Genomic DNA, 18,656 nt, shown 5'->3' on the forward strand with positions numbered 1-18,656 from the left:
GCTTATCCTTTCTGAACTAACTTATAATCTGTCTTCAATCCCTCTTGAGACGCATGATAAAAGCCTTCTGATACGATCTCGGCCTCGGTAAGCAAAGCCATTAAAGCCGCTTCCTCAGTCAGCGGATATTTCAAAGAAAAGCCGCAACTAGCATGAATCTTTTCCGGTGTGGGAATGATTCGAACGGCAAGTTGGGCTTCCTTCGCGATTTCCTCAGCTTTCATGGCCTCCCGGGTTGAATAAAACAATGCAACACCGTATGTCTGCATAAAAACTGCTCCTTTTTCATAGTAAAGTATTCATTTTTTGAAAAAATGAGTTTTATGTTCAAGCCGTCTGCCATTCAACGATCAATCAAGCATAAATTCCCATTAACTGTTGAACTGACATCCTTTATGGTTTAACGATTTTTGGTGCTTGGCGCATCATTTCTACGATACGATACATATTAGTCACTTCGCCGACCGCTGAAGTCAGCTCATAGAAGTTCAAGCAAGCCCCGCAGGCATAAATCTCAACACCCTGTTCAGCCAACCCTTGCAAGTCTTCTAACGAATCAGAACCCTCTACCACTGAGTGCACGCCGCCATTATAGAAAATCACTTTTTCCGGTAAAACATCTTGTTCAGTCAACGAATAGATGAAGCCCTTCAATAAGTTCTTTCCTAATTCATCCGAACCGCGGCCCATCACGTTCGTATCGACGACCACGATATAATCATCCACTGTAGCGATTGGCTCTGCGACTTGTGGTGTTTCTTCCGTCAAATCCGCATTGCCCTTTGAAATAACGACAGTATAATGATTTGGCGCGTCCTGATCCATTTGGTAAATATAGCCCAGCTGCTCCGCCATTTTCTTCAAGTTTTGCGTGGCGATTTCATTATCAACCAACGTTTGTACAACCTCATGTTCACGTAACGCCTTTTTCGTTTCAATTACCGGTAACGGACAAGCTTTGCCTAACGCATCAATTTTAAACATAATCTTCCGCCTCTCTCTTAATATACAATCAATTCTTTCGTTTGTTTTTCAACGACTACACCAAAATCCTGTGCCGGAATATTGGCAGCTTGTAATTCTTCTAATAACGCCTCTACTTCTGCTGCTGGCACGCTGACTAACAGACCGCCCGATGTTTGCGGATCAAACAAAAGCTCTTCGATCCCGAAGTCATCAATCTGAAAATCCATTTTATCTTCCATATAATTCCGATTCCGTTGTCCGCCCGCCGTCAGAATGAATTCCTTCGCTCCTTGATAGGCTTCTTCAAAATACGGCAGTTCTTTAGACTGGATTTCCGCACTAAAGCGTTCATTCATCATTTCATGTAGGTGCCCAGCCAAACCAAAGCCGGTCACATCCGTACAGCTGTTAATTGGATACTTGCGAATGATATCCATCGCATATTTATTCAAGGTCTCCATGCTCGTGGTGGCTTTCACAAAGGCTTCTTCACTGATTTCCTCTGCGCTGTAGCCCACGGTGATGATGCTGACGCCTAATGGTTTCGTCAAAATCAAATGATCCCCCAGCTGACAGGTGTTGTTTTGATAAATTTTATTTGGATCGATCGTCCCCGTCACAGATAGACCGTATTTCACCGATGAATCATGAATCGAGTGGCCGCCAGCTAAAATGGCACCGGCCTCTTGAACCTTTTCCGCGCCTCCACGCAAGATTTCTTTCAGGATGTTCAGATCCTTTTCTTCCGGAAAAGCGACTATATTTAAAGCAGACAGGACTTCGCCTCCCATAGCATAGACATCGCTTAGCGCATTCGCTGCCGCAATCTTGCCAAAAAGATAAGGATCAGTCACCATCGTTGGGAAAAAATCTAATGTTTGTATAATTGCTAGGTCGTCACGCAGTTTAATAACAGCCGCATCATCCGTCGAATCAAATCCCACCAGTAAATTTTCGTTGGTTGCCTTTGGTAAATCCGCCAGCAATTCCCCGAGATTTCCCGGTCCGATTTTCGCATTACAGCCGCCGCAGACGATTAATTGTTGCACTGTTTCCATGCTTTCCACCATCCTTCACGTTCTCTATTATAACAGTTTGCTTTTTGTTTCTCTATGTAAATTTTATGAGTAGCTCTTGTCAAATCAAATGACCGTGAGCTTCTTATCTAAAGCGATTCCATCTGCGCCGTTTTTATACTACCACAAATCATTACGGATGTTTTTTATAATAAGAAAAATTTTTATTCTATTTTTGGACATTCATACTGATTTTTCATCAAATTTTTTGTACCTCCGATCCTTCTCAGTCACTGTCTAATCCTTTTTATACAAAAGTAAAAAAGGCTCTTTCGATTAAAAAAACTTTTGCAGCTATTTGGACATAAAAAAACTACCTGCCCGAATTGAGCAAGTAGTTTTAAAATCATTTCTATTCTGCCGCAGCTTCTGCTGGTTTCATACTCTTGCGAATATACATTACACCAGTAATAATGATTACGACGATAATAATATAAGTCAGAACATTTAGATCTAATCCTGTTACGAAATACGCAGCAACAATTACCCCTAGGATTCCGCCTGCTGTAATAGCCAAACTAACTTTACGCGCATAGTCGCCAGTTTTGACAAAGTTGATACTTGCAACTGGCATCAAGCCGGCACAAGAACCCATCATTACTGGGAAAGCAACTAACGGACTCAAACCTAACATGTACACCATTGCCATACATGGTGCGTATAAACCAACACCGATTGTCATCAAAGCGCCTAGGATGAAGTTGATCACAACACCGATCACTAATTTAATGCCTGTCAATGCTGTAGCAGTATTGTCCGCACCCAAGATATCGATCCAGCCTTGTTGACGAGCAAACATCAAAACAGCAGTAATAATTAATGCCCAGCCCATCCACAATTGAACCTTTTTCTCTGGTAAGCCAGTTACGAATCTCGAACCGATAAATGCACCGATTGTAGCCGAACCAACTAACGCAAATAAAGTAACAGGTGATACATCTACTACCTGAGTAAAGATAAACGCTTCAACCAACACGGGAATTCCGTGCCCTACGTTCAGAGTCCCTGGCAGTAAACGGTCAGAACTCAACTGTTTGGTCATATTCAAAAGCAAGGTCGTCGGTGCAAAACTTCCAATCCCTAATGTGTCCAAAAAGTCGGTAACGAAACCAATGATCCCAGAAACAATCCAATTTCCATGCCCTAAATCGCCTTTATGTTTGACTGTGTCAACACCCATATTGACTGCATGCATCAAAATCAAACCAACATAAATTGCTAATAATACTGTTACCATATTACCCCTCCTTCATCTTTACCCTAAAAGGAATCCATCCTTCAAGGAATCTTTCGGATCAACTAAAAATGAGTTGTATCCAGTGACATAAGCAGAACCTGATACCCGAGGAATGATTGCTTTGTATCCTCCAACCTCTGCTTCTTCAACAATTTCGCCTTTAAACTTCGTGCATAAAATACTTTCATACACGAAAGTGTCGCCAACTTTCATTTCACCCTTGCCATATAACGTCGCAAGCTTCGCGCTTGTCCCTGTTCCACAAGGAGAACGGTCTACTTGTCCATCACCAAAGACAACGACATTTTGATAGGTTGCGTCTGGACTAGTTGCCGGACCATAGAACTCAACAAGGTCAACGGTCTTGATGTGTTCCAATGTCGGATGTTGAATCTCGATCTGTTCGTTCACTGCATCACGAATGATCATTCCTAATTCATTGAACTTCGAAGCATTTTCCGGTTTAATTTCTAAGTTAATAGACGCTGCCGGTAAGATTGCGAAGAAGCTTCCGCCAAAGGAAATATCCATTGTTAATTCACCGATTTCAGGAACATTGACCGTTACATTTTCTTTATAAAGGAATGATTCCACGTTTTCGAAAGAAACTGATTCTGCAGAATAGTCTTCATCCAAATGTACTGTCCCGCGTACAATTCCCGCTGGTGTATCTTGAACAACTTTTACTTCACGTTCGCCTTCTTTAACTTCTACCCAGCCTTGCTCAACGGCAGATGTCATCGCTGCGATCGTGTTGTGTCCACACATATTTAAATAACCGCCTGAATCCATGAAGATAATGCCATAGTCAGCTTCTTTGTGAACGGGTTCAGTAATGAAGGCGCCAAACATATCACGGTGCCCACGTGGTTCCAGCATCAACATTCTGCGCAAGTCGTCTGCTTCCGTTTCTAAATAGGCTCTCTTGTCAGCCATTGTTTCACCTGGGAATTTTGGAATTCCGCCGATGATTAAACGAGCAGCTTCACCTGCTGTATGAGTGTCGATCGCTGAGATCATTTTTGATACTTTCATGATTATCCTCCCTTGTTACCTGTTTAAAATAGACAGGACTTTGATGATTCATGCTCATAAAAAATTACGTTAACGTATTTCTTGATTGTCTTTTCGCATTTTTAATTTGATTGACGCAAGCGCTTTTACTGCATCCCGGTGATTGATGGTATTTTCACCAACTACCTCCGTCTCAACACCCGCTTCCGATTTATTAAAATCCAAAACGTGCTTGGTAAAGTCATTTTCCACAACAAACTTTGCTTGTGTACCAATGAACTTGAGTCCGATCACGCTAATATCTCGGCGACCAATTTCTTCTAAGGTGTTCGCGAAGTCCACGTCTGAATTTCCCCATCCATCGGTTGAAGCAATCACACCATTTGTGCGCATTCCTTCCAACCATGCAGCGGTTCGCTGCCCAACGAGGTACTTCATAGCGTTGCTTTGCGGTGTTCCCACGACAACGACTCCTTGAAAGTCAATGTCCGGATCCTTACCAAGAAGATCAACAAGTGGATCTTGGAAATGATGCAGTGATGTTTCTTTGGTTGATGGGCCAATTCCCATAACGCCACCACCTATCCATTATTTACGTTAAACCATGGAACGAATTGCTCCATCGCGATATTCATTTGCTGTTAAAAAGACCGGCATATTGTTCATATCGATGATCGAACAACCACCCTTGAAGCCGCTGGGTTCATTAGGATAGAGCAGCATATCATACATCGCTCCCTGACCCGCCACCTGTTTGACTAAGGCAACTTTTGGCTTGCCTGGATTAACCTGATCTTCGTAGACATGGGTTTCACAGGCATCTTTTCCTTCCAGCATCTTTAATTTTTCGCGAATTTCTTGGATAAATTCATCCACGATGGCAAACATTTTCAAACTGAGCTCACGATTAAAAGGAGTCCCCTTTTTCGCTAAAAGATCCACTAAAATAATGTAGTCTTCGGCGTTAGGCGTCCCTGCTCGATTCAATACTAAATGATCACGCAAAACACCTTCTGAAGAGCCAAATTCATGCATTTGTTCTCCATCCTCAATAGCCCCAGTCATAATGACTGAAACCCCGGTAAGTGTATGCGTGATCCCTGTACCCAGCGCACCCAACACCTTCGTAGAAATCGGAATGACATCTATAATGGTGTTGGTTTCAACATCATGTTGATGCGGTGGGAGCAATCGAATCGTCAGCTTCTGAATAGCGGCGTCCTTGCAATCAAAGTCTTGATCAATCTGTAACTGATTTGGTTTGACATGAAAGCCGTTCCCAACGGAAACCTCTTCCATGTGAAAAACTTTGATCTTTAAAGTTTCGCCTCGCATTATTCACACCTACTTTCAATGTAAACGGCGATTAATAAGTAACGTCTTCAGAAATAAGTCGAAAATTCACAAAAATTTGAAAAGCACCAAGTAGGTACCAATCAACATCAGTTCCTACGTCACTGTGTTTCTTGGCAATTTTAGGAATTTCCGTCTTATTTCTCAACGCTGAGCACTTATTAGATCAGCCTCTTGATCTAGACGTGGGCAATGTATTCATACGGTAAAGGAACAATTTTCCCTGGCGTTTCGATTGTTACTAGTGCTTCCAGTGTATCCTTCAAGATACCTGTCTGCATTTCAATGTTGTTTGGTTCACCAGCATTGGCACCCATTGGTACACGCGGCGCAACGGCACGTGGAGTCCCGTTTTGGCGTACAACTGGTGGTAATGCTGCGATTAAAATAGTAGGAATTCCCGCTTCCTCAATAGCTCTCTGCACGATCACGGCAGTTCTATGACAGGTTCCTCAGCCAGCGGTTAAGACGACAGCGTCGACTTCTTCTTCCACTAATTTTTGTGCGATCGCAGGACCAGTCACATCGTGAAATGCGTCTTGGTCGCCTCCTCCGCCCATGAATGCGTAGTGAACGGGTGCAACTTCTTTGATGAACCCTTCCGCTGCTAATTCATGTAAACGGTCGATCGGAAACATCGAGTTGATGTCACGGTTCGCGTCGGCGTTATCGTAACCGCCATGAGAAACCATTAATTCTTCGACTTTAGCAGTATTTGGTACTTCACGGAAAGTCGTGTCACCTGCTAAGTTGAATCGTTTATCTGTTTTTAAATGTACGCCGGCAGCTGTTGCTAATGCCACGCGCATTTCTTTAAGCTCTTTTTTAACTGGGGTAAAGACAGATTTTGGCGTAATCGGCACAAAAATTTCTGACTGCAACCCTTCAAAGACTGTTAAGCCCATGTGTTAATTCTCCTCTCCTGCTTCTTCACGTTTTCTTCTGGCTTCAGCCCGGCGACGTTCATGCTCATAAATAGCTGTCTTATAATGCTCATCCGGTTCTTCTGCCAAAACTTCTGGATAGGTCATTAAAAACCCAACTTCTTGACCGATTTCTAGATCATACTCAGAAATGATCATTCGACGGGGGATTTTAAGCTGGCCCAAACGACCTTTTAAATCGATCATCACGCTGGCATCGTGAAGTTCAACGATGATGCCTTCAAACATCTGTTCCGTCGAAATATATTTGAGTTTATTCATTCCATCCATTTTGCTTCACCTTATTCTACTTCGTAAATTTCTTGGCGTTTTTTACTCTTAGGTAAGACTTGTTCGTTATCCACTAGGTCAATCTTCTTGCCCGTAGTTTTTTCAATGATCTCGATGTTGTTGGCTTTCACGTTTGGATTCCATTTACGTTCAGCAGCCTTGATCGTGCCGCCGCCCATCAGTGTTTTCAACATTGCTAGATCACGAATCGCGTCTTCTTTACATAGGGTGTTGTTCGACAAGATTTCATTTTCGATCCCTTGCATTGATTTGTTGTTGTCTACCATGGCAATCATTTCTGGGTTACCGACAACCAACGCACCCTGTACTGCTGAGTAAGAGTCTCCGACAACTTTAATGCCGCGTTTGCCAATTTCTTCAATATGTGAAGCAAAGTCGATATGGTTGTTACCAAATCCTTCAGTCGTAACGATTGCGCCATCGACATCCATCGCTTCGATCGTCATACCTAAACGTTTAGAAACATAGTATTTTTCAGTGTTCGCTTGCGGAGAACCAACAAACATCACACCGACTAAATCGATTTCTTCGTCTTCCATCGCTTCGCGCACTAATGGTTCTCTCCAGTAATGACGAGAAGTTTCTTTTGATGCTGGTCCAATACATGTTAATGCATGGATCCCGCCATCTAATACTTCAGTTGGTGCTAACATGATCGGCAAGTTCCCTAAGTCAACGTTAGGTTTTGCTCCTAATGTTCCAACTGGTTCGATTGGCATGATCAAGTTGTCGTGCATTGCTCCTTGACCCATGATTTCTTTGACGATAACCACACGTTTGTTACCAATCCGGCGTTTTTGTACGATTTCATCATGTTCTACAACTAAAGAATCATCCGCTTTCTTCACTGCTTCACGGATTTCTTGCGTAATGTAGTCAGATGCTTTATGAGCGGCCAATGGTCCTGGACGTTCCATATTCGCGCCTTCTTTGATTGTTACTTGTGTTTTGATGAAGATTTCGCCCTTTTCTGGCGCTCCAGGACGTCCCCACATGATGTTGCGGTCTAATTCGCCTTCAGACGAACCGAATTCACCGATTTGTACACCATTGGCATCTGTTCCTGTAAGAACCATTACGACGCCATCTAACACACGCGTAACTCCATGCCCGATATCCGCGCCATCAACTTTAGCAGCGATAGGTTGTACATCCATGATCGTTTCACTATATTCGTTGTATCTATCTGGTGTAATAATTTCAAAGGTAACACTCTCAACTAGTTCTTCTAGTTCAGCTGCTTCCGCGCACATATCTTCCATTTTGCGTAAAACTAAGGTCGTGCCTTCAATCTTCGTTTCGTCACCAATGATCACTTTTTCGATCTTCATGTGATCACGACGAACTGAACGAATGACTTTTTCTTCAACCTTTGCTTCAGGAGCTGCCGCTTCAGCCATTGGTGCTGGAGCCGGAGCTGCCGCTTCAACTGGAGCTGCTGGAGCAACGCCCATTTGTCCCGCGATAGACATTGGAACTTCTAGGTCAATCCCGCGTCCTTCTGCAATATGAATCTTGATTGTTTGTCCGCCCATCGGCGCAACAGGTGCTACCGGAGCAATAGGAGCCACTGGAGTTGGAGCTGCTGCTTCAGCAGGTGCTTCCTCTTCCGGTGCTTCTTCAGTGTCCTCTGAAACACCGTCTAATAATTCTCTTGTTAATGGAACCAACGCATCCGTTGTTTCTTTCAATGTCGTGCCAAGTACTTGTTCGATGGTTAGAGTAGTGTCAGGCAATTCTAATAAACCTGAATCCTCTAAATCTGGGAAGATCGCTGGATCTTCTAAATCATCTGGTGCGATTACTTTGCCTGCTTCTGCACGGCAACATAATACTGCAGGGTCTTTGGCATGTTCTTTAGCAGTTTCTGCTGTAATAGACATTCGTTAAATCCTCCTAAAATTTTAAAATTAGTTTGTAGGTAATCTACGATATAGTCTATGCCCGTCTGCCCGCAGTACGTGATCTGTATGATGATAAACCGGAACTCCTAACCTAGGAGCTACACCCATAACGGTGTTCGTTCAATCGGAACAGGATCCAGTCAATACGACTTCTGCTCCTTGTTTTTTCAATTCTAGAACAGTTGAAGCTTGACCTGGACATATACCTGGCAAGGCACATCTATATCTTCCATTTACTTCTACCATTCGCTTGCATCTTTCAGCAGCGACAACTTCTGCGCCCATGTTGTTAGCGATCTCGGTCATGCGTTCAGCAGATCCGCCACATTCGCAGATCAAAAGACCGACTTTTCGGCTTTCTTTTGGGAATGGCATTGCGACCAGCACACCGCCGCTAGTTTTAGTGATCGGTGTCATCTCATCGCCGCTTCTACCCGTCATTGGTCCGCCGATGACGATCTCGCCATGGGGTTCAACGTATCCGCCAACATTATTGATCAATGTTTTGACCGGAGTCCCGATCGGCACATCCACAAAAACAGTTTCTTTTTGTTTTACGCGACCAGAAACAGTCACATCCTTGTCAATGAACGGTTTGCGATCTTCAATCGCTTCAGCGATCCGTTTGATCGTTTCCACATTGTCGATCACAGCGCCAACTTCTGTTGGAAGCTGACCTGGTTCTAGGACTATGTCCATTACTTCACGAACGATCATACGCTCATCCCCTGCTGGATAGATATCCGGCAATTGATAGACGTCAAGCGTCGAGTCGTTGTCTACAGCTTTCAGCAAACGCGTTACTAACATGCGGTGCTTGCCTTTCACAGCAATCACGCCTTTGGGAGCTTTCGTCATCTCCATGCAGTATTTCATACCGCGGATCAGTTGATCGATATGTTCACTCATCTGTTTTACGTTATGAGCAAGCAAAGCTTCACATTCTGCGCCATTTGCGATAAAAACACCTTCTGGAATCTCACAAGCGAGCTTTAAGAAGGTAGGGAAACCTGCGCCCCCCGCACCGACAATTCCAGCTGCTTCCACTGCTTTTGCGTGAGTCTCCGTTTCTGGAATGGGTACGAATGTTGAAAAATCCTGCTCTTCATCAATCATCAGAACGATATTATCACCATCCACATCCACTACTTTGCCAGAAAAACTTGCATGGATATTCGCGCCTAAACCATTCGGTTCAGCGATCAATTGTCCACGTTGAACTTGATCACCAGCCTTCACGATCCCTTTACAAGGAGCGCCGACATGTTGTTTTAATGGTATAAGAATTTGTGTCAAAATATTTCACCTCCCTGCTTTTTTATTTGTTCGAACTTGAGCAAATCAGCCACCCGTAGTTCATGTAAATCATAGCACAATCACCTTCCATGTAAAAGGTAGTTTTCCGATTATTTTGATATTTTCTGACAAAAATCTTTGTAAATAGTATAATTTTTTGAATTCTCTAATTAAATTTTCATCAAACTCATCAGATAAATTAAAATCGTTTACAAACACTAACTTTACAATATTTCAAGCGATTGTAGACTGTCGACAACGGAAGGCTCGCCCGGGATTTTCGGCAAAATACATTAGTTATTTCACAGGTTTTGCGAATAATTATAACTGTTATTTTATTAACTCTTGTCTTTTATCTGGCACCGCGATGACAAGCATCCCTTTATAAAATTTTGCTGATTATTTTAGCTATATTCATATGTAAAATCAATCACATTAGAAATGGCTAACAATAATCTTCATCCATTTGACCTTTCTGATTTTTGCATTATTTTGCACAAAAAAGCTCTCACCTCATTGAGGCAAGAGCTTAATCGATAAATTATTCAGCTGATTCAAGTTTGTCCAGTGTTTTACTACCAAGCCATAATACTAATCCAAGAACGATTACGATTGCTCCTAGAACACCGTAGCCCATTTGGAAATCGCCCGGTACATCTGTTTCTAATCGAGCATAAATGATTGGATAGAGCAATTGTGAGAAGAATACTGCAATCGTCCAGAAACCTAACAGCATTCCCATGAATTTGGCTGGTGCCAATTTTGAAATGAAGGAGTTCCCTAATGGAGAAAAGACCATTTCACCAACTGACATCAATAAGCTGACAAGAACTAACCACAAAATACTTGCATGTCCTTTACCAACTATATCTCCTAATACCATTGCTAGGTAAGAAACACCTACTAACATCATACCCAATGCTGTTTTCTTAAACATACTCATATCACCCTTAGGACGAGCAGCTAATTTTGTCCATAAGCGACCTAAGATCGGACCTAAGATAATACAAGTCAAGGCATTCATCGAGTCAAAATAAGAAGTTGGCACTTTGAAGCTGCCCACTACCCAGTTCGCACGCTCTAAGAATCCAGCGCCATCACCATAACCGAAGTAGTAGTACGCTGGCATATAAGCCATATACCACACCATCCAGAAGACAACTGAGAACATAGTTACTAAGAAAATAGCAACCATCCGTTTTTTGTCGCCAGAAGTTAACTTCGTATCCGCGCCATCAGCTTTTTTACCAGCTGAATCGAATTTACGTTGGTCAACTTTAAATGGTTTTTTCCCTGCATCGCCCAAAGCGCGACCATTTGCAACAAACCAAATTGCATCAAAAATTAGTAATAGACCACAAATCAAGAATACAAAGTTAAAGCCGAATTTAGGAATTAACAATACCAAAAATGTTGTTCCGATAAATGATCCGATATTTACGAATGAATATTGAATGGAGAAGGCTTCATTTAAGGCTTTCTCATCATCAAAAAGTAACCCATTTACCCCGGAAAGATTTCCTTTAAACAAACCTGTTCCAAGAGCTACTAAAACAGTCATCACGACTACCATGCTCATGGAATTCGCCCAAAAGGCCAGAGAGTAACCGACACCCATCATCAACATACCTACCGGGACACATATCCGTGGACTTATCCAATAGTCGGCGATAAGACCGCCAATTGTTGGTGTGATGTATGTTGCCGCTACAAAGTAGGCAGAAATCATTGCACCTTGTGCCGTTGTCATACCCAACCCGCCCGTTGATGCGGTTGTTCGTGTAGCGATCCAGATCGCCAACATGTATTTCGCTGTGTAAAAGGCCATTCGTTCAAATGTAAACCCTAGCGCACAGACGTAAAACCCAAAAGGTTTCTTTGTTTTTACTGGAGTTGTTTCCACTATCATTCCTTCTCTCTTAAAAAAATTAATCGTTCGCTGCTAGCCATTCTTCCAACAGTTTCATGTATTTTTCCCGTTCCTCTACAAATGGCATGTGTCTGCTGTTGGCAAACAATTCCCATTTGGCTCCTGGAATCGCGTCATACATCGTTTTTGCTATTAGCGGCGTACACAAGTCGTTTGTGCCGCTTGTAACAAGTGTTGGGATAGTAATATCAGACAGCTTATCCGTGTAGTCATACCCCTGCAACGTGCCTTCAGGCGAATACTCATTCGGCCCCCAAGCAGTCACATAGCTTTCAGTACCTGGAACTTTTTCACGCCATAACGGTTCAGGATCCTCTTTTGTAAAGATTGGAGCCGCATGGCGAACCATGAAGCGATCATTTGCCGCAAGATAAGCTGGATCATCATAATTGCCAGTTTCTTCTGCTTTTGCGATCGCTGCTTGATCTTCCTCTGACATAAATTTGATCATCCGGTGTTGCTCTTGTGCCCAAAGCTCAGCATTCGGTAAAGTACTTGAAAGTACCATACTCTTGATGCCTTTTGGTGCATAGTCACAAACGTAGATGATTTCTAACATTCCACCCCAAGATTGGCCTAACAAATGAACTTCATCCAAGCCAAGATGCTCTCTTAAGGCGATCAATTCATTGACCCAAGTTTCCTTCGTCCAAAGCTCCGGCTGTGAAGGCACCGCAGATTTCCCGCAACCTAATTGATCGTACATGATGATCTGGCGGCCATCGACCGCCATTTCATCAAGCACTTCAAAATAGTTATGGGTTGATCCGGGTCCGCCGTGCATGACAATCAATGGTTTCTTATTACCGCTTTGTTCTCCAACAATCCGATAATAAGTCTGATGCCCCAGATAAGGCATATATCCTTCTTCGATTTTCATACGCTGCGCGGCCTCCTAACCGATTACTTCCAAGTCTTTCGGATAATGGTTCAAGTTTTCGCAACCATCTTCAGTGACGATCACTAGGTCTTCGATCCGTACACCCACTTCGCCTGGAATGTAGATTCCTGGTTCGATTGAGAAGACATTTCCTACTTCAGCGACATTATCGTTCGCTCCTGAAACATCGCCTGTTTCGTGGCAATCGATTCCGATGAAGTGACCTAAACGGTGTGTAAAGTATTCGCCGTAGCCTTTTTCCGTGATGTAATCACGAGCTGCTGCGTCAAGTTCAGAGAATTTTACACCTGGTTTCACAAGGTCAATCGCACGTTGGGCAGCCTCTTTAACAATTTCGTACACTTCGCGACCTTTGTCAGACACTTCTTTGTAGAAGAATGTCCGCGTCATGTCAGATGCATACGAATTTTTGATGCCGCCAATGTCCAAGATGACAGAATCACCAGGTTTTACTTTTGAATCGTCCGTTTCGTGATGAGGATCTGCCGCATTTGCGCCATAACCTACGATCGGATCAAATGAGAAGCCTGTATTGCCTAATTCTTTGTAGATTTCACCTAATTTATCCGCCATTTCAGCTTCAGTCATTTCTTCAGGCAATAATTTTTTCAAACGATCAATCGCGATCTCGTTATCTGCTTGTGCTTCACGCATCAATTGTTTTTCTTCTTCGTCTTTGATCGCACGAACCGCGTCGGTTACTTCTGAACCATTGCCTAATTTGGCATCTGGAACAAGTTCAAGCAAGTGTAATAAGAAATGTGCAGGCCAGTTCTTATCAACACCGATTTTTTGGTCAGTATCAACATACTCAAGCACTTTCTTCACAGCGTCGTCGGTATCATCAATAAATACTTTTTCCACGCCCAAATCTTCTTCGATTGGGAATAATTTGTTAACGATCAATGTGTTTTTGTTCTCTGGAGTAATTACTAATACTAACAACCGTTCACCAGGATGAATCCAGCGACCAGTTAGATAGAAAATAGTTGTTGGATCTGAAACTAACAGTTGGCCATAACCTTGTTCCTTCATTTTTTCAATTACTCTTTCAACGCGACGTTCCTTCAAAATGTTTCACTCCTTTTATTGATATTGTTTGCCTGTCGGCATTATTAAAAACAGCTCTGCTTTCACGTAGCTGTTAATAATCTTTTTTCGCGGAAACTAACTGCTATGCAACAGTTCGATATCAGCACAAATTTTTGTGCAACTATTCACCTATCACTAGTTTTAAAATAACCATAAATCCATTTGAATTTCAAGTCTTTCACAGAATAAATTCAAATTTAATTATTCGTATCCGCTTCCACTAGTTTACTATATCTTTCGGCCTATTTAAACAATTCTTTAAACTTTTTTTCAAAACCACCAGTCAGTTGGAAGATTTCTCAAAAAAAGGGATACTAATTATATTAATTCTCCAGTTATTTCTCTTCCTTACTCTTCTCTCATGAATTTGTTTTTTTATTAAAATAAAGGGATTTTCAATAACATTTTTTAAAACACCTCATTTTTTATTTTAATTGGAAATTAAAATAAAAAAACAGCCCTGTTATACAACAAAGCTGTTTTCAGTATTTATTCACGAGAGTGAATTTTTATTCTTTTGCATTTTGTAATAAGAATAGAAAAATTTTGGTGATAATTCATAGCCTACCGTGATTCCTACAGCAATTGCGATCGCAATTTTCAAAACCTGGACACCGATCTGAGCCGCCTTGATGGAATCACCAATGAAAAAATTATAAGTAAAATTGTAAATGCCCATTCCGGGAACCAGACAAAAGATTCCACAAATCAAAAAAATCGTGACCGGTGCTTTTAACGCAAAGGATGCTTCTCGTGAAAGATAGATCAAGACCAACGAAGCAATAAAGGTGGCTGCGACTGGCGCGGTCTTAAAATGCATTATCAATAAATAAATAGCCCAGCCGCAGGCGCCGATCACTCCGCAATGAACGTAGTAACGACGGGGAACTTCAAAGAGTATCGCAAATGAGATTGTTCCTAAAAAACCTGCTAAAACTTGCAGCACGGTAGTTAACATGACCGCTTTCGCCCCTTTCACTGTTAAATGAATCTAACTAAATAATTGCAAGACAAGCCCTACTCCCACGGATACACACAGCGCAGTAATCAAAGCATTGATCATTTGACCCCAGCCGGAGCTGTAGTCGCCGTCAAATAAATAACGTATCCCGTTGACGATGGCCACTCCCGGTAATAAGGAAATAATCCCGCCAGTGACTAGACTGGTCAATTGCAGTGCCGGAAAAAAGTGAACAAATAAACAAGCTAGGATACTGACAAAGCCGCTGCTGGTAATCGTTGAAATAATATCTGACATATTAAATTTCGGCAGCAAGTACATCGTGAAACAGGCTAGGAAAACACCTAGAATAAACGCGCCGATCGTATCCCAAAGGCTTCCGCCAAAGATAAAACAGAAGCTGGCGCTGCCAAATGCATAGGCGAAGATCTTCAAGCGGTTTGAAGCAAAGGATTCTTGCTTGATTTCCTGAAGCCACTCATTGGCATCTTCCGGACTTAGCCGCTTCTCCGTTAAGCACCGCGACAGCGTGTTGATCTGTTCGATCCGACCTAAATTGATCGGCGAAATCGGGATATCCCGGACACGCGCCTGAACAGTCTGATCCTTTAGCCGGGCCGTCATAAATATCCCATTGATCAGGACAAAGCTATCAAATTCCTTCAACTCCAAGGCTTCTGCAATATGACGAATAGTCGTCTCGATTCGCTTGATTTCCGCCCCATTTTTCAATAATGTTTCTCCAATATCATAGACAAAATCAAATGCTTCCCGTTCATTCATCGATCTCCCCCCTTGTTAAATTGGCAATTACAGGCATCCAAATAAACTCTTTTCATCATTTATTTGATAATCATTCGTTGTCAAAAAACGACGACAGCTCATGCTGTCGTCGCCTAAGTATAGCCCATCCCACGCTTACAATTCAATCAAATCATGAGAAAGTCTAATCATATTTTCATAGCCGTCATTGGTGATCAAAACTTGGTCTTCAATCCGCACTCCGCCCCAGTCAGGAATGTAGATACCCGGTTCGATAGTCATGACCATCCCGGTTTCTAAAACATCCTCATACTGTTCATCGATGTATGGCAGCTCATGCACGAACAAGCCGATACTGTGTCCAATATTCCGGTACGTATATTGCGGATACTCTGTACCTTCCAAAGGTTTTAGTGAGGCTTGATAAATATCTTTTACGGCAGCACCATTTTTCATCACTGCTTCCGCCGCTTCCAAGCTTTGTTTTTCAAGCTCATAAACTTCCCGTTGCTTTTCAGAAGCTTTACCGACAACCACCGTACGCGTCATGTCAGACATATAACCCTCGTATTGACAACCAAAATCCATTAAGACAAAATCCCCATATTCAATTGCTTTTTTCGATGGGATCCCGTGAAGCAGCGACGTATTCGCTCCCGAAATCAAGATATTCCCGTAAGGCTGTGTATCAGCCCCCTCTTGTACCATGTACAAGGAAAGTTTAGCGGCTAATTCTTTTTCTGTTACGCCAACTCTGATTTCCGGCATCAAACGTTCCAAAGCTCGGCAAGAAATTTCGCAAGCATTACGCATATATTGGATTTCTTTTGGCGATTTGATCGCTCGCATACGATCAATGACGCCGCCAGCTTGAACGAATTCCGCTTTTGTTTTCGAAGTAAAATCCGAATACATATCATAAGTTAGATAATCCGCTTCAAAGGCGATCGTCTTAATATTTTTCTCACTAGCTAAGCGTGCCACGGTATCTCCAACCGTTCTTCCAGGCAGGCGCCAATTAATAATTTCATAATCTGGTACTTCAATATCCGCCTGCTCGGTGTAGCGCGGATCGGTCAAAAAGTATTGTCCCTCTTGTGTGAGCAAAATGAATGAATCGTCTCCTGTCCAACCGCTAGCAAAACGAACATTTACTCTTTTCGCAATAAAAAAAGCATCCAATTTCTCTTTTTCCAAGTACGCACGAATCTTTGCTTCGTTTAACATTGTCACACGTTCCTTTCTTGTTTGAAGTTCTAGCCTTCTAATCAATAGAGTAGCAGTCAGTCGAACTTTGGTCAACGCTTTCAAAAAAATGCAAAGAAAAAGAGCCGGAAAAAAGCTTTGTAGCTTTTTCCCAACTCGGTTATTTTCGATTGTGACGACTCATGCGCGTCCTTGGTGCATCAGAAACTGGTCGTTCTGTTTTTCTTTCAACTGTTCTTTCTGGTTCACGCTGTTTCCGAACTTCTTTTCTGACCAAAATTTCTTTTTTCGGCTCAGCCACTCGCGGTTGCGATTCGGTATTTTCCGCTTTTTTGCGATCGGCTGCTTTTCGTAATTCAGAAACATCCCTAGTAGCTTCTTCTGGCTCCGCTTTTTTTACCGTAGGCCTTTTCGGACGCTTCGGTAATTCCGGCAGCTTGAAGGATTTGATTGTTTGCTCCTCTTGGAAAAAAGGAACACGCTGTAAAAAGAGATTTCCTAAATAACCAGCTAACCAGATCCATAGGAATAATTCCACTGGAAACAACAGCAGGAATAAGCAGGCTGTCGCCAACGGCTGTTTTAAAATAACCGCACAAGCACTAGCTGTAAAAACTGCTACTAACAAGCCAGGCGAATAAGGCAATAAATTCGCAAAAGCCAAGCCAACTGCGATACTAGCAAAGATCATTGGGAAGATCGTTCCGCCCCGCCAGTTGCAGGCCAAACAAATCATCGTGATCGCCACTTTACCAAATCCAATCAGCAGCAGGATGAAAAAGCTCATCGTTTCTGCTTGACGCGTAAAGGACAATAAATTATGTTCGCCGGAAAATAGGAAATACGGCGAAATTGTTCCTAATGTACCGAGAATGATCCCTGCTAAGACAGCCAAAGGCAATGGATTTCGAATTCGCTGATTCAGCTTTTCGCCTCTTTCTTCTAAAACTAAGAAAAATTTTCCGAAAAGCGCTCCTAATATAATCATCGGAATGACCAGCAAAAGTCCCTGCCAAGTAAAGCTGCTTTCCATCCTGCGAATCGCAAAGACCTGTTCTTGGTTCGGAAAAAGACTGTACGTTAAGAGATAACCAATAAAACCAGTAAACGTCGTAAAAATATATAAAACGTATTTCTTGAGCTTGCTTTCCGTCACAACTTGCCAATCATCGCGTTCAACTGAACGTCCCACACCGAATAGTGGTGTCATGAAGATTACACCCAGTGAGGTGCCGACGCTGAATTCCACTAGATCGGCTCGTTGATCCTCCAAAATCTTCCTTCGATCAGCTACGTAGGTTACTAGACCGCCGATGATCGCCACCAGAGCCGCCTCTGGACCTAAGCTCGCTCCGAAAAACAAAACGAGTAAAGAGCCCAGCAGATTTCGCACTAATTTTCCATCATGATAGTCGATTCGTTGTGTTTCTTGATACTCCGTAAACGATTCCTGCAACGTTCGGGGATACCGGCCAAAAGCTTTCACAAAAAAGCCGATCGCTACTCCGCCGATCGTACAGACAATCAGTGGATAAAACCGTGGATCCCCAACTGCTCTAGGCAGTGTTTGCCAAATGAGATGATGGCCTAGCTCCGCCAATCCCATAAATAAGGCTACAATGACTCCAACAGCTAGACCTAAAAGGCCACTGTAGCCAAAAAATGATAGTTTAAACTTATTCATATAATTAACCTTTCTCTAGATAGACTCCGCTACATTATA

The 18,656-nt window shown here is 42.6% G+C and carries 18 protein-coding genes; all 18 read right to left on the reverse strand.

What is annotated here, in order from left to right:
- Positions 1 to 2 precede the first annotated feature (2 nt).
- Positions 3 to 269, reverse strand: coding sequence for a DUF3343 domain-containing protein (locus tag E6139_RS10535; protein WP_316403029.1), 267 nt, complete (start codon positions 267 to 269; stop codon positions 3 to 5).
- Between the two features lie 124 nt (positions 270 to 393).
- Complete coding sequence (gene yedF, locus E6139_RS10540; protein WP_316403030.1) at positions 394 to 984, reverse strand: sulfurtransferase-like selenium metabolism protein YedF; 591 nt, start codon at positions 982 to 984, stop codon at positions 394 to 396.
- 17 nt (positions 985 to 1,001) lie between these two features.
- The gene (gene selD, locus E6139_RS10545; RefSeq protein WP_316403031.1) at positions 1,002 to 2,024 is read right to left on the reverse strand and encodes a selenide, water dikinase SelD; all 1,023 of its coding nucleotides are present in this window, start codon (positions 2,022 to 2,024) and stop codon (positions 1,002 to 1,004) included.
- 370 nt (positions 2,025 to 2,394) lie between these two features.
- Positions 2,395 to 3,279 (reverse strand): sulfite exporter TauE/SafE family protein, encoded by an 885-nt coding sequence (locus E6139_RS10550; protein WP_316403032.1) that lies wholly within the window; start codon positions 3,277 to 3,279, stop codon positions 2,395 to 2,397.
- 18 nt (positions 3,280 to 3,297) lie between these two features.
- On the reverse strand, positions 3,298 to 4,314 hold the full coding sequence (locus tag E6139_RS10555) for a proline racemase family protein (RefSeq protein WP_316403033.1): 1,017 nt from the start codon (positions 4,312 to 4,314) through the stop codon (positions 3,298 to 3,300).
- A 69-nt stretch (positions 4,315 to 4,383) separates the two neighbouring features.
- Positions 4,384 to 4,863: a glycine/sarcosine/betaine reductase component B subunit gene (locus E6139_RS10560; RefSeq protein WP_316403034.1), complete on the reverse strand. Its 480-nt coding sequence runs from the start codon at positions 4,861 to 4,863 to the stop codon at positions 4,384 to 4,386.
- Between the two features lie 27 nt (positions 4,864 to 4,890).
- Positions 4,891 to 5,628, reverse strand: coding sequence for a proline reductase cluster protein PrdD (gene prdD, locus E6139_RS10565; RefSeq protein ID WP_316403035.1), 738 nt, complete (start codon positions 5,626 to 5,628; stop codon positions 4,891 to 4,893).
- Between the two features lie 197 nt (positions 5,629 to 5,825).
- Positions 5,826 to 6,551 (reverse strand): D-proline reductase (dithiol) protein PrdB, encoded by a 726-nt coding sequence (gene prdB / locus E6139_RS10570; RefSeq protein ID WP_316403036.1) that lies wholly within the window; start codon positions 6,549 to 6,551, stop codon positions 5,826 to 5,828.
- Positions 6,552 to 6,554: 3 nt separating this feature from the next.
- Positions 6,555 to 6,860 carry a CBO2463/CBO2479 domain-containing protein gene (locus E6139_RS10575; protein ID WP_316403037.1) on the reverse strand — a complete coding sequence of 102 codons (306 nt, stop codon included), beginning with the start codon at positions 6,858 to 6,860 and terminating at the stop codon, positions 6,555 to 6,557.
- 11 nt (positions 6,861 to 6,871) lie between these two features.
- Positions 6,872 to 8,764 carry a D-proline reductase (dithiol) proprotein PrdA gene (gene prdA, locus E6139_RS10580; RefSeq protein WP_316403038.1) on the reverse strand — a complete coding sequence of 631 codons (1,893 nt, stop codon included), beginning with the start codon at positions 8,762 to 8,764 and terminating at the stop codon, positions 6,872 to 6,874.
- A 27-nt stretch (positions 8,765 to 8,791) separates the two neighbouring features.
- Positions 8,792 to 10,081, reverse strand: coding sequence for a proline reductase-associated electron transfer protein PrdC (gene prdC / locus E6139_RS10585; RefSeq protein ID WP_316403039.1), 1,290 nt, complete (start codon positions 10,079 to 10,081; stop codon positions 8,792 to 8,794).
- Positions 10,082 to 10,622: 541 nt separating this feature from the next.
- On the reverse strand, positions 10,623 to 11,984 hold the full coding sequence (locus E6139_RS10590) for a peptide MFS transporter (RefSeq protein WP_316403097.1): 1,362 nt from the start codon (positions 11,982 to 11,984) through the stop codon (positions 10,623 to 10,625).
- Between the two features lie 25 nt (positions 11,985 to 12,009).
- The gene (gene pepI, locus E6139_RS10595; RefSeq protein WP_316403040.1) at positions 12,010 to 12,891 is read right to left on the reverse strand and encodes a proline iminopeptidase; all 882 of its coding nucleotides are present in this window, start codon (positions 12,889 to 12,891) and stop codon (positions 12,010 to 12,012) included.
- 15 nt (positions 12,892 to 12,906) lie between these two features.
- Positions 12,907 to 13,983, reverse strand: a complete 1,077-nt coding sequence (locus E6139_RS10600; RefSeq protein WP_316403041.1) for a Xaa-Pro peptidase family protein — start codon at positions 13,981 to 13,983, stop codon at positions 12,907 to 12,909.
- Between the two features lie 514 nt (positions 13,984 to 14,497).
- Positions 14,498 to 14,962 carry a threonine/serine exporter family protein gene (locus tag E6139_RS10605; RefSeq protein WP_316403042.1) on the reverse strand — a complete coding sequence of 155 codons (465 nt, stop codon included), beginning with the start codon at positions 14,960 to 14,962 and terminating at the stop codon, positions 14,498 to 14,500.
- A 33-nt stretch (positions 14,963 to 14,995) separates the two neighbouring features.
- Positions 14,996 to 15,748: a threonine/serine exporter family protein gene (locus E6139_RS10610; RefSeq protein WP_316403043.1), complete on the reverse strand. Its 753-nt coding sequence runs from the start codon at positions 15,746 to 15,748 to the stop codon at positions 14,996 to 14,998.
- A 135-nt stretch (positions 15,749 to 15,883) separates the two neighbouring features.
- Positions 15,884 to 16,954 carry a Xaa-Pro peptidase family protein gene (locus E6139_RS10615; protein WP_316403044.1) on the reverse strand — a complete coding sequence of 357 codons (1,071 nt, stop codon included), beginning with the start codon at positions 16,952 to 16,954 and terminating at the stop codon, positions 15,884 to 15,886.
- A 139-nt stretch (positions 16,955 to 17,093) separates the two neighbouring features.
- Positions 17,094 to 18,617: a chloride channel protein gene (locus tag E6139_RS10620; protein ID WP_316403045.1), complete on the reverse strand. Its 1,524-nt coding sequence runs from the start codon at positions 18,615 to 18,617 to the stop codon at positions 17,094 to 17,096.
- Positions 18,618 to 18,656 lie beyond the last annotated feature (39 nt).

It is taken from the genome of Enterococcus sp. (assembly GCF_032555305.1).
Lineage (GTDB): Bacteria > Bacillota > Bacilli > Lactobacillales > Enterococcaceae > Enterococcus_A.

What these genes read in the sequence shown, in the direction of transcription:
- E6139_RS10535 (WP_316403029.1), bottom strand. Translation starts at nt 269, where the DNA reads ATGCAGACATACGGTGTTGCATTGTTTTATTCAACCCGGGAGGCCATG.
- yedF (WP_316403030.1), bottom strand. Translation starts at nt 984, where the DNA reads ATGTTTAAAATTGATGCGTTAGGCAAAGCTTGTCCGTTACCGGTAATT.
- selD (WP_316403031.1), bottom strand. Translation starts at nt 2,024, where the DNA reads ATGGAAACAGTGCAACAATTAATCGTCTGCGGCGGCTGTAATGCGAAA.
- E6139_RS10550 (WP_316403032.1), bottom strand. Translation starts at nt 3,279, where the DNA reads ATGGTAACAGTATTATTAGCAATTTATGTTGGTTTGATTTTGATGCAT.
- E6139_RS10555 (WP_316403033.1), bottom strand. Translation starts at nt 4,314, where the DNA reads ATGAAAGTATCAAAAATGATCTCAGCGATCGACACTCATACAGCAGGT.
- E6139_RS10560 (WP_316403034.1), bottom strand. Translation starts at nt 4,863, where the DNA reads ATGGGAATTGGCCCATCAACCAAAGAAACATCACTGCATCATTTCCAA.
- prdD (WP_316403035.1), bottom strand. Translation starts at nt 5,628, where the DNA reads ATGCGAGGCGAAACTTTAAAGATCAAAGTTTTTCACATGGAAGAGGTT.
- E6139_RS10575 (WP_316403037.1), bottom strand. Translation starts at nt 6,860, where the DNA reads ATGGATGGAATGAATAAACTCAAATATATTTCGACGGAACAGATGTTT.
- prdA (WP_316403038.1), bottom strand. Translation starts at nt 8,764, where the DNA reads ATGTCTATTACAGCAGAAACTGCTAAAGAACATGCCAAAGACCCTGCA.
- pepI (WP_316403040.1), bottom strand. Translation starts at nt 12,891, where the DNA reads ATGAAAATCGAAGAAGGATATATGCCTTATCTGGGGCATCAGACTTAT.
- E6139_RS10605 (WP_316403042.1), bottom strand. Translation starts at nt 14,962, where the DNA reads ATGTTAACTACCGTGCTGCAAGTTTTAGCAGGTTTTTTAGGAACAATC.
- E6139_RS10610 (WP_316403043.1), bottom strand. Translation starts at nt 15,748, where the DNA reads ATGAATGAACGGGAAGCATTTGATTTTGTCTATGATATTGGAGAAACA.
- E6139_RS10615 (WP_316403044.1), bottom strand. Translation starts at nt 16,954, where the DNA reads ATGTTAAACGAAGCAAAGATTCGTGCGTACTTGGAAAAAGAGAAATTG.
- E6139_RS10620 (WP_316403045.1), bottom strand. Translation starts at nt 18,617, where the DNA reads ATGAATAAGTTTAAACTATCATTTTTTGGCTACAGTGGCCTTTTAGGT.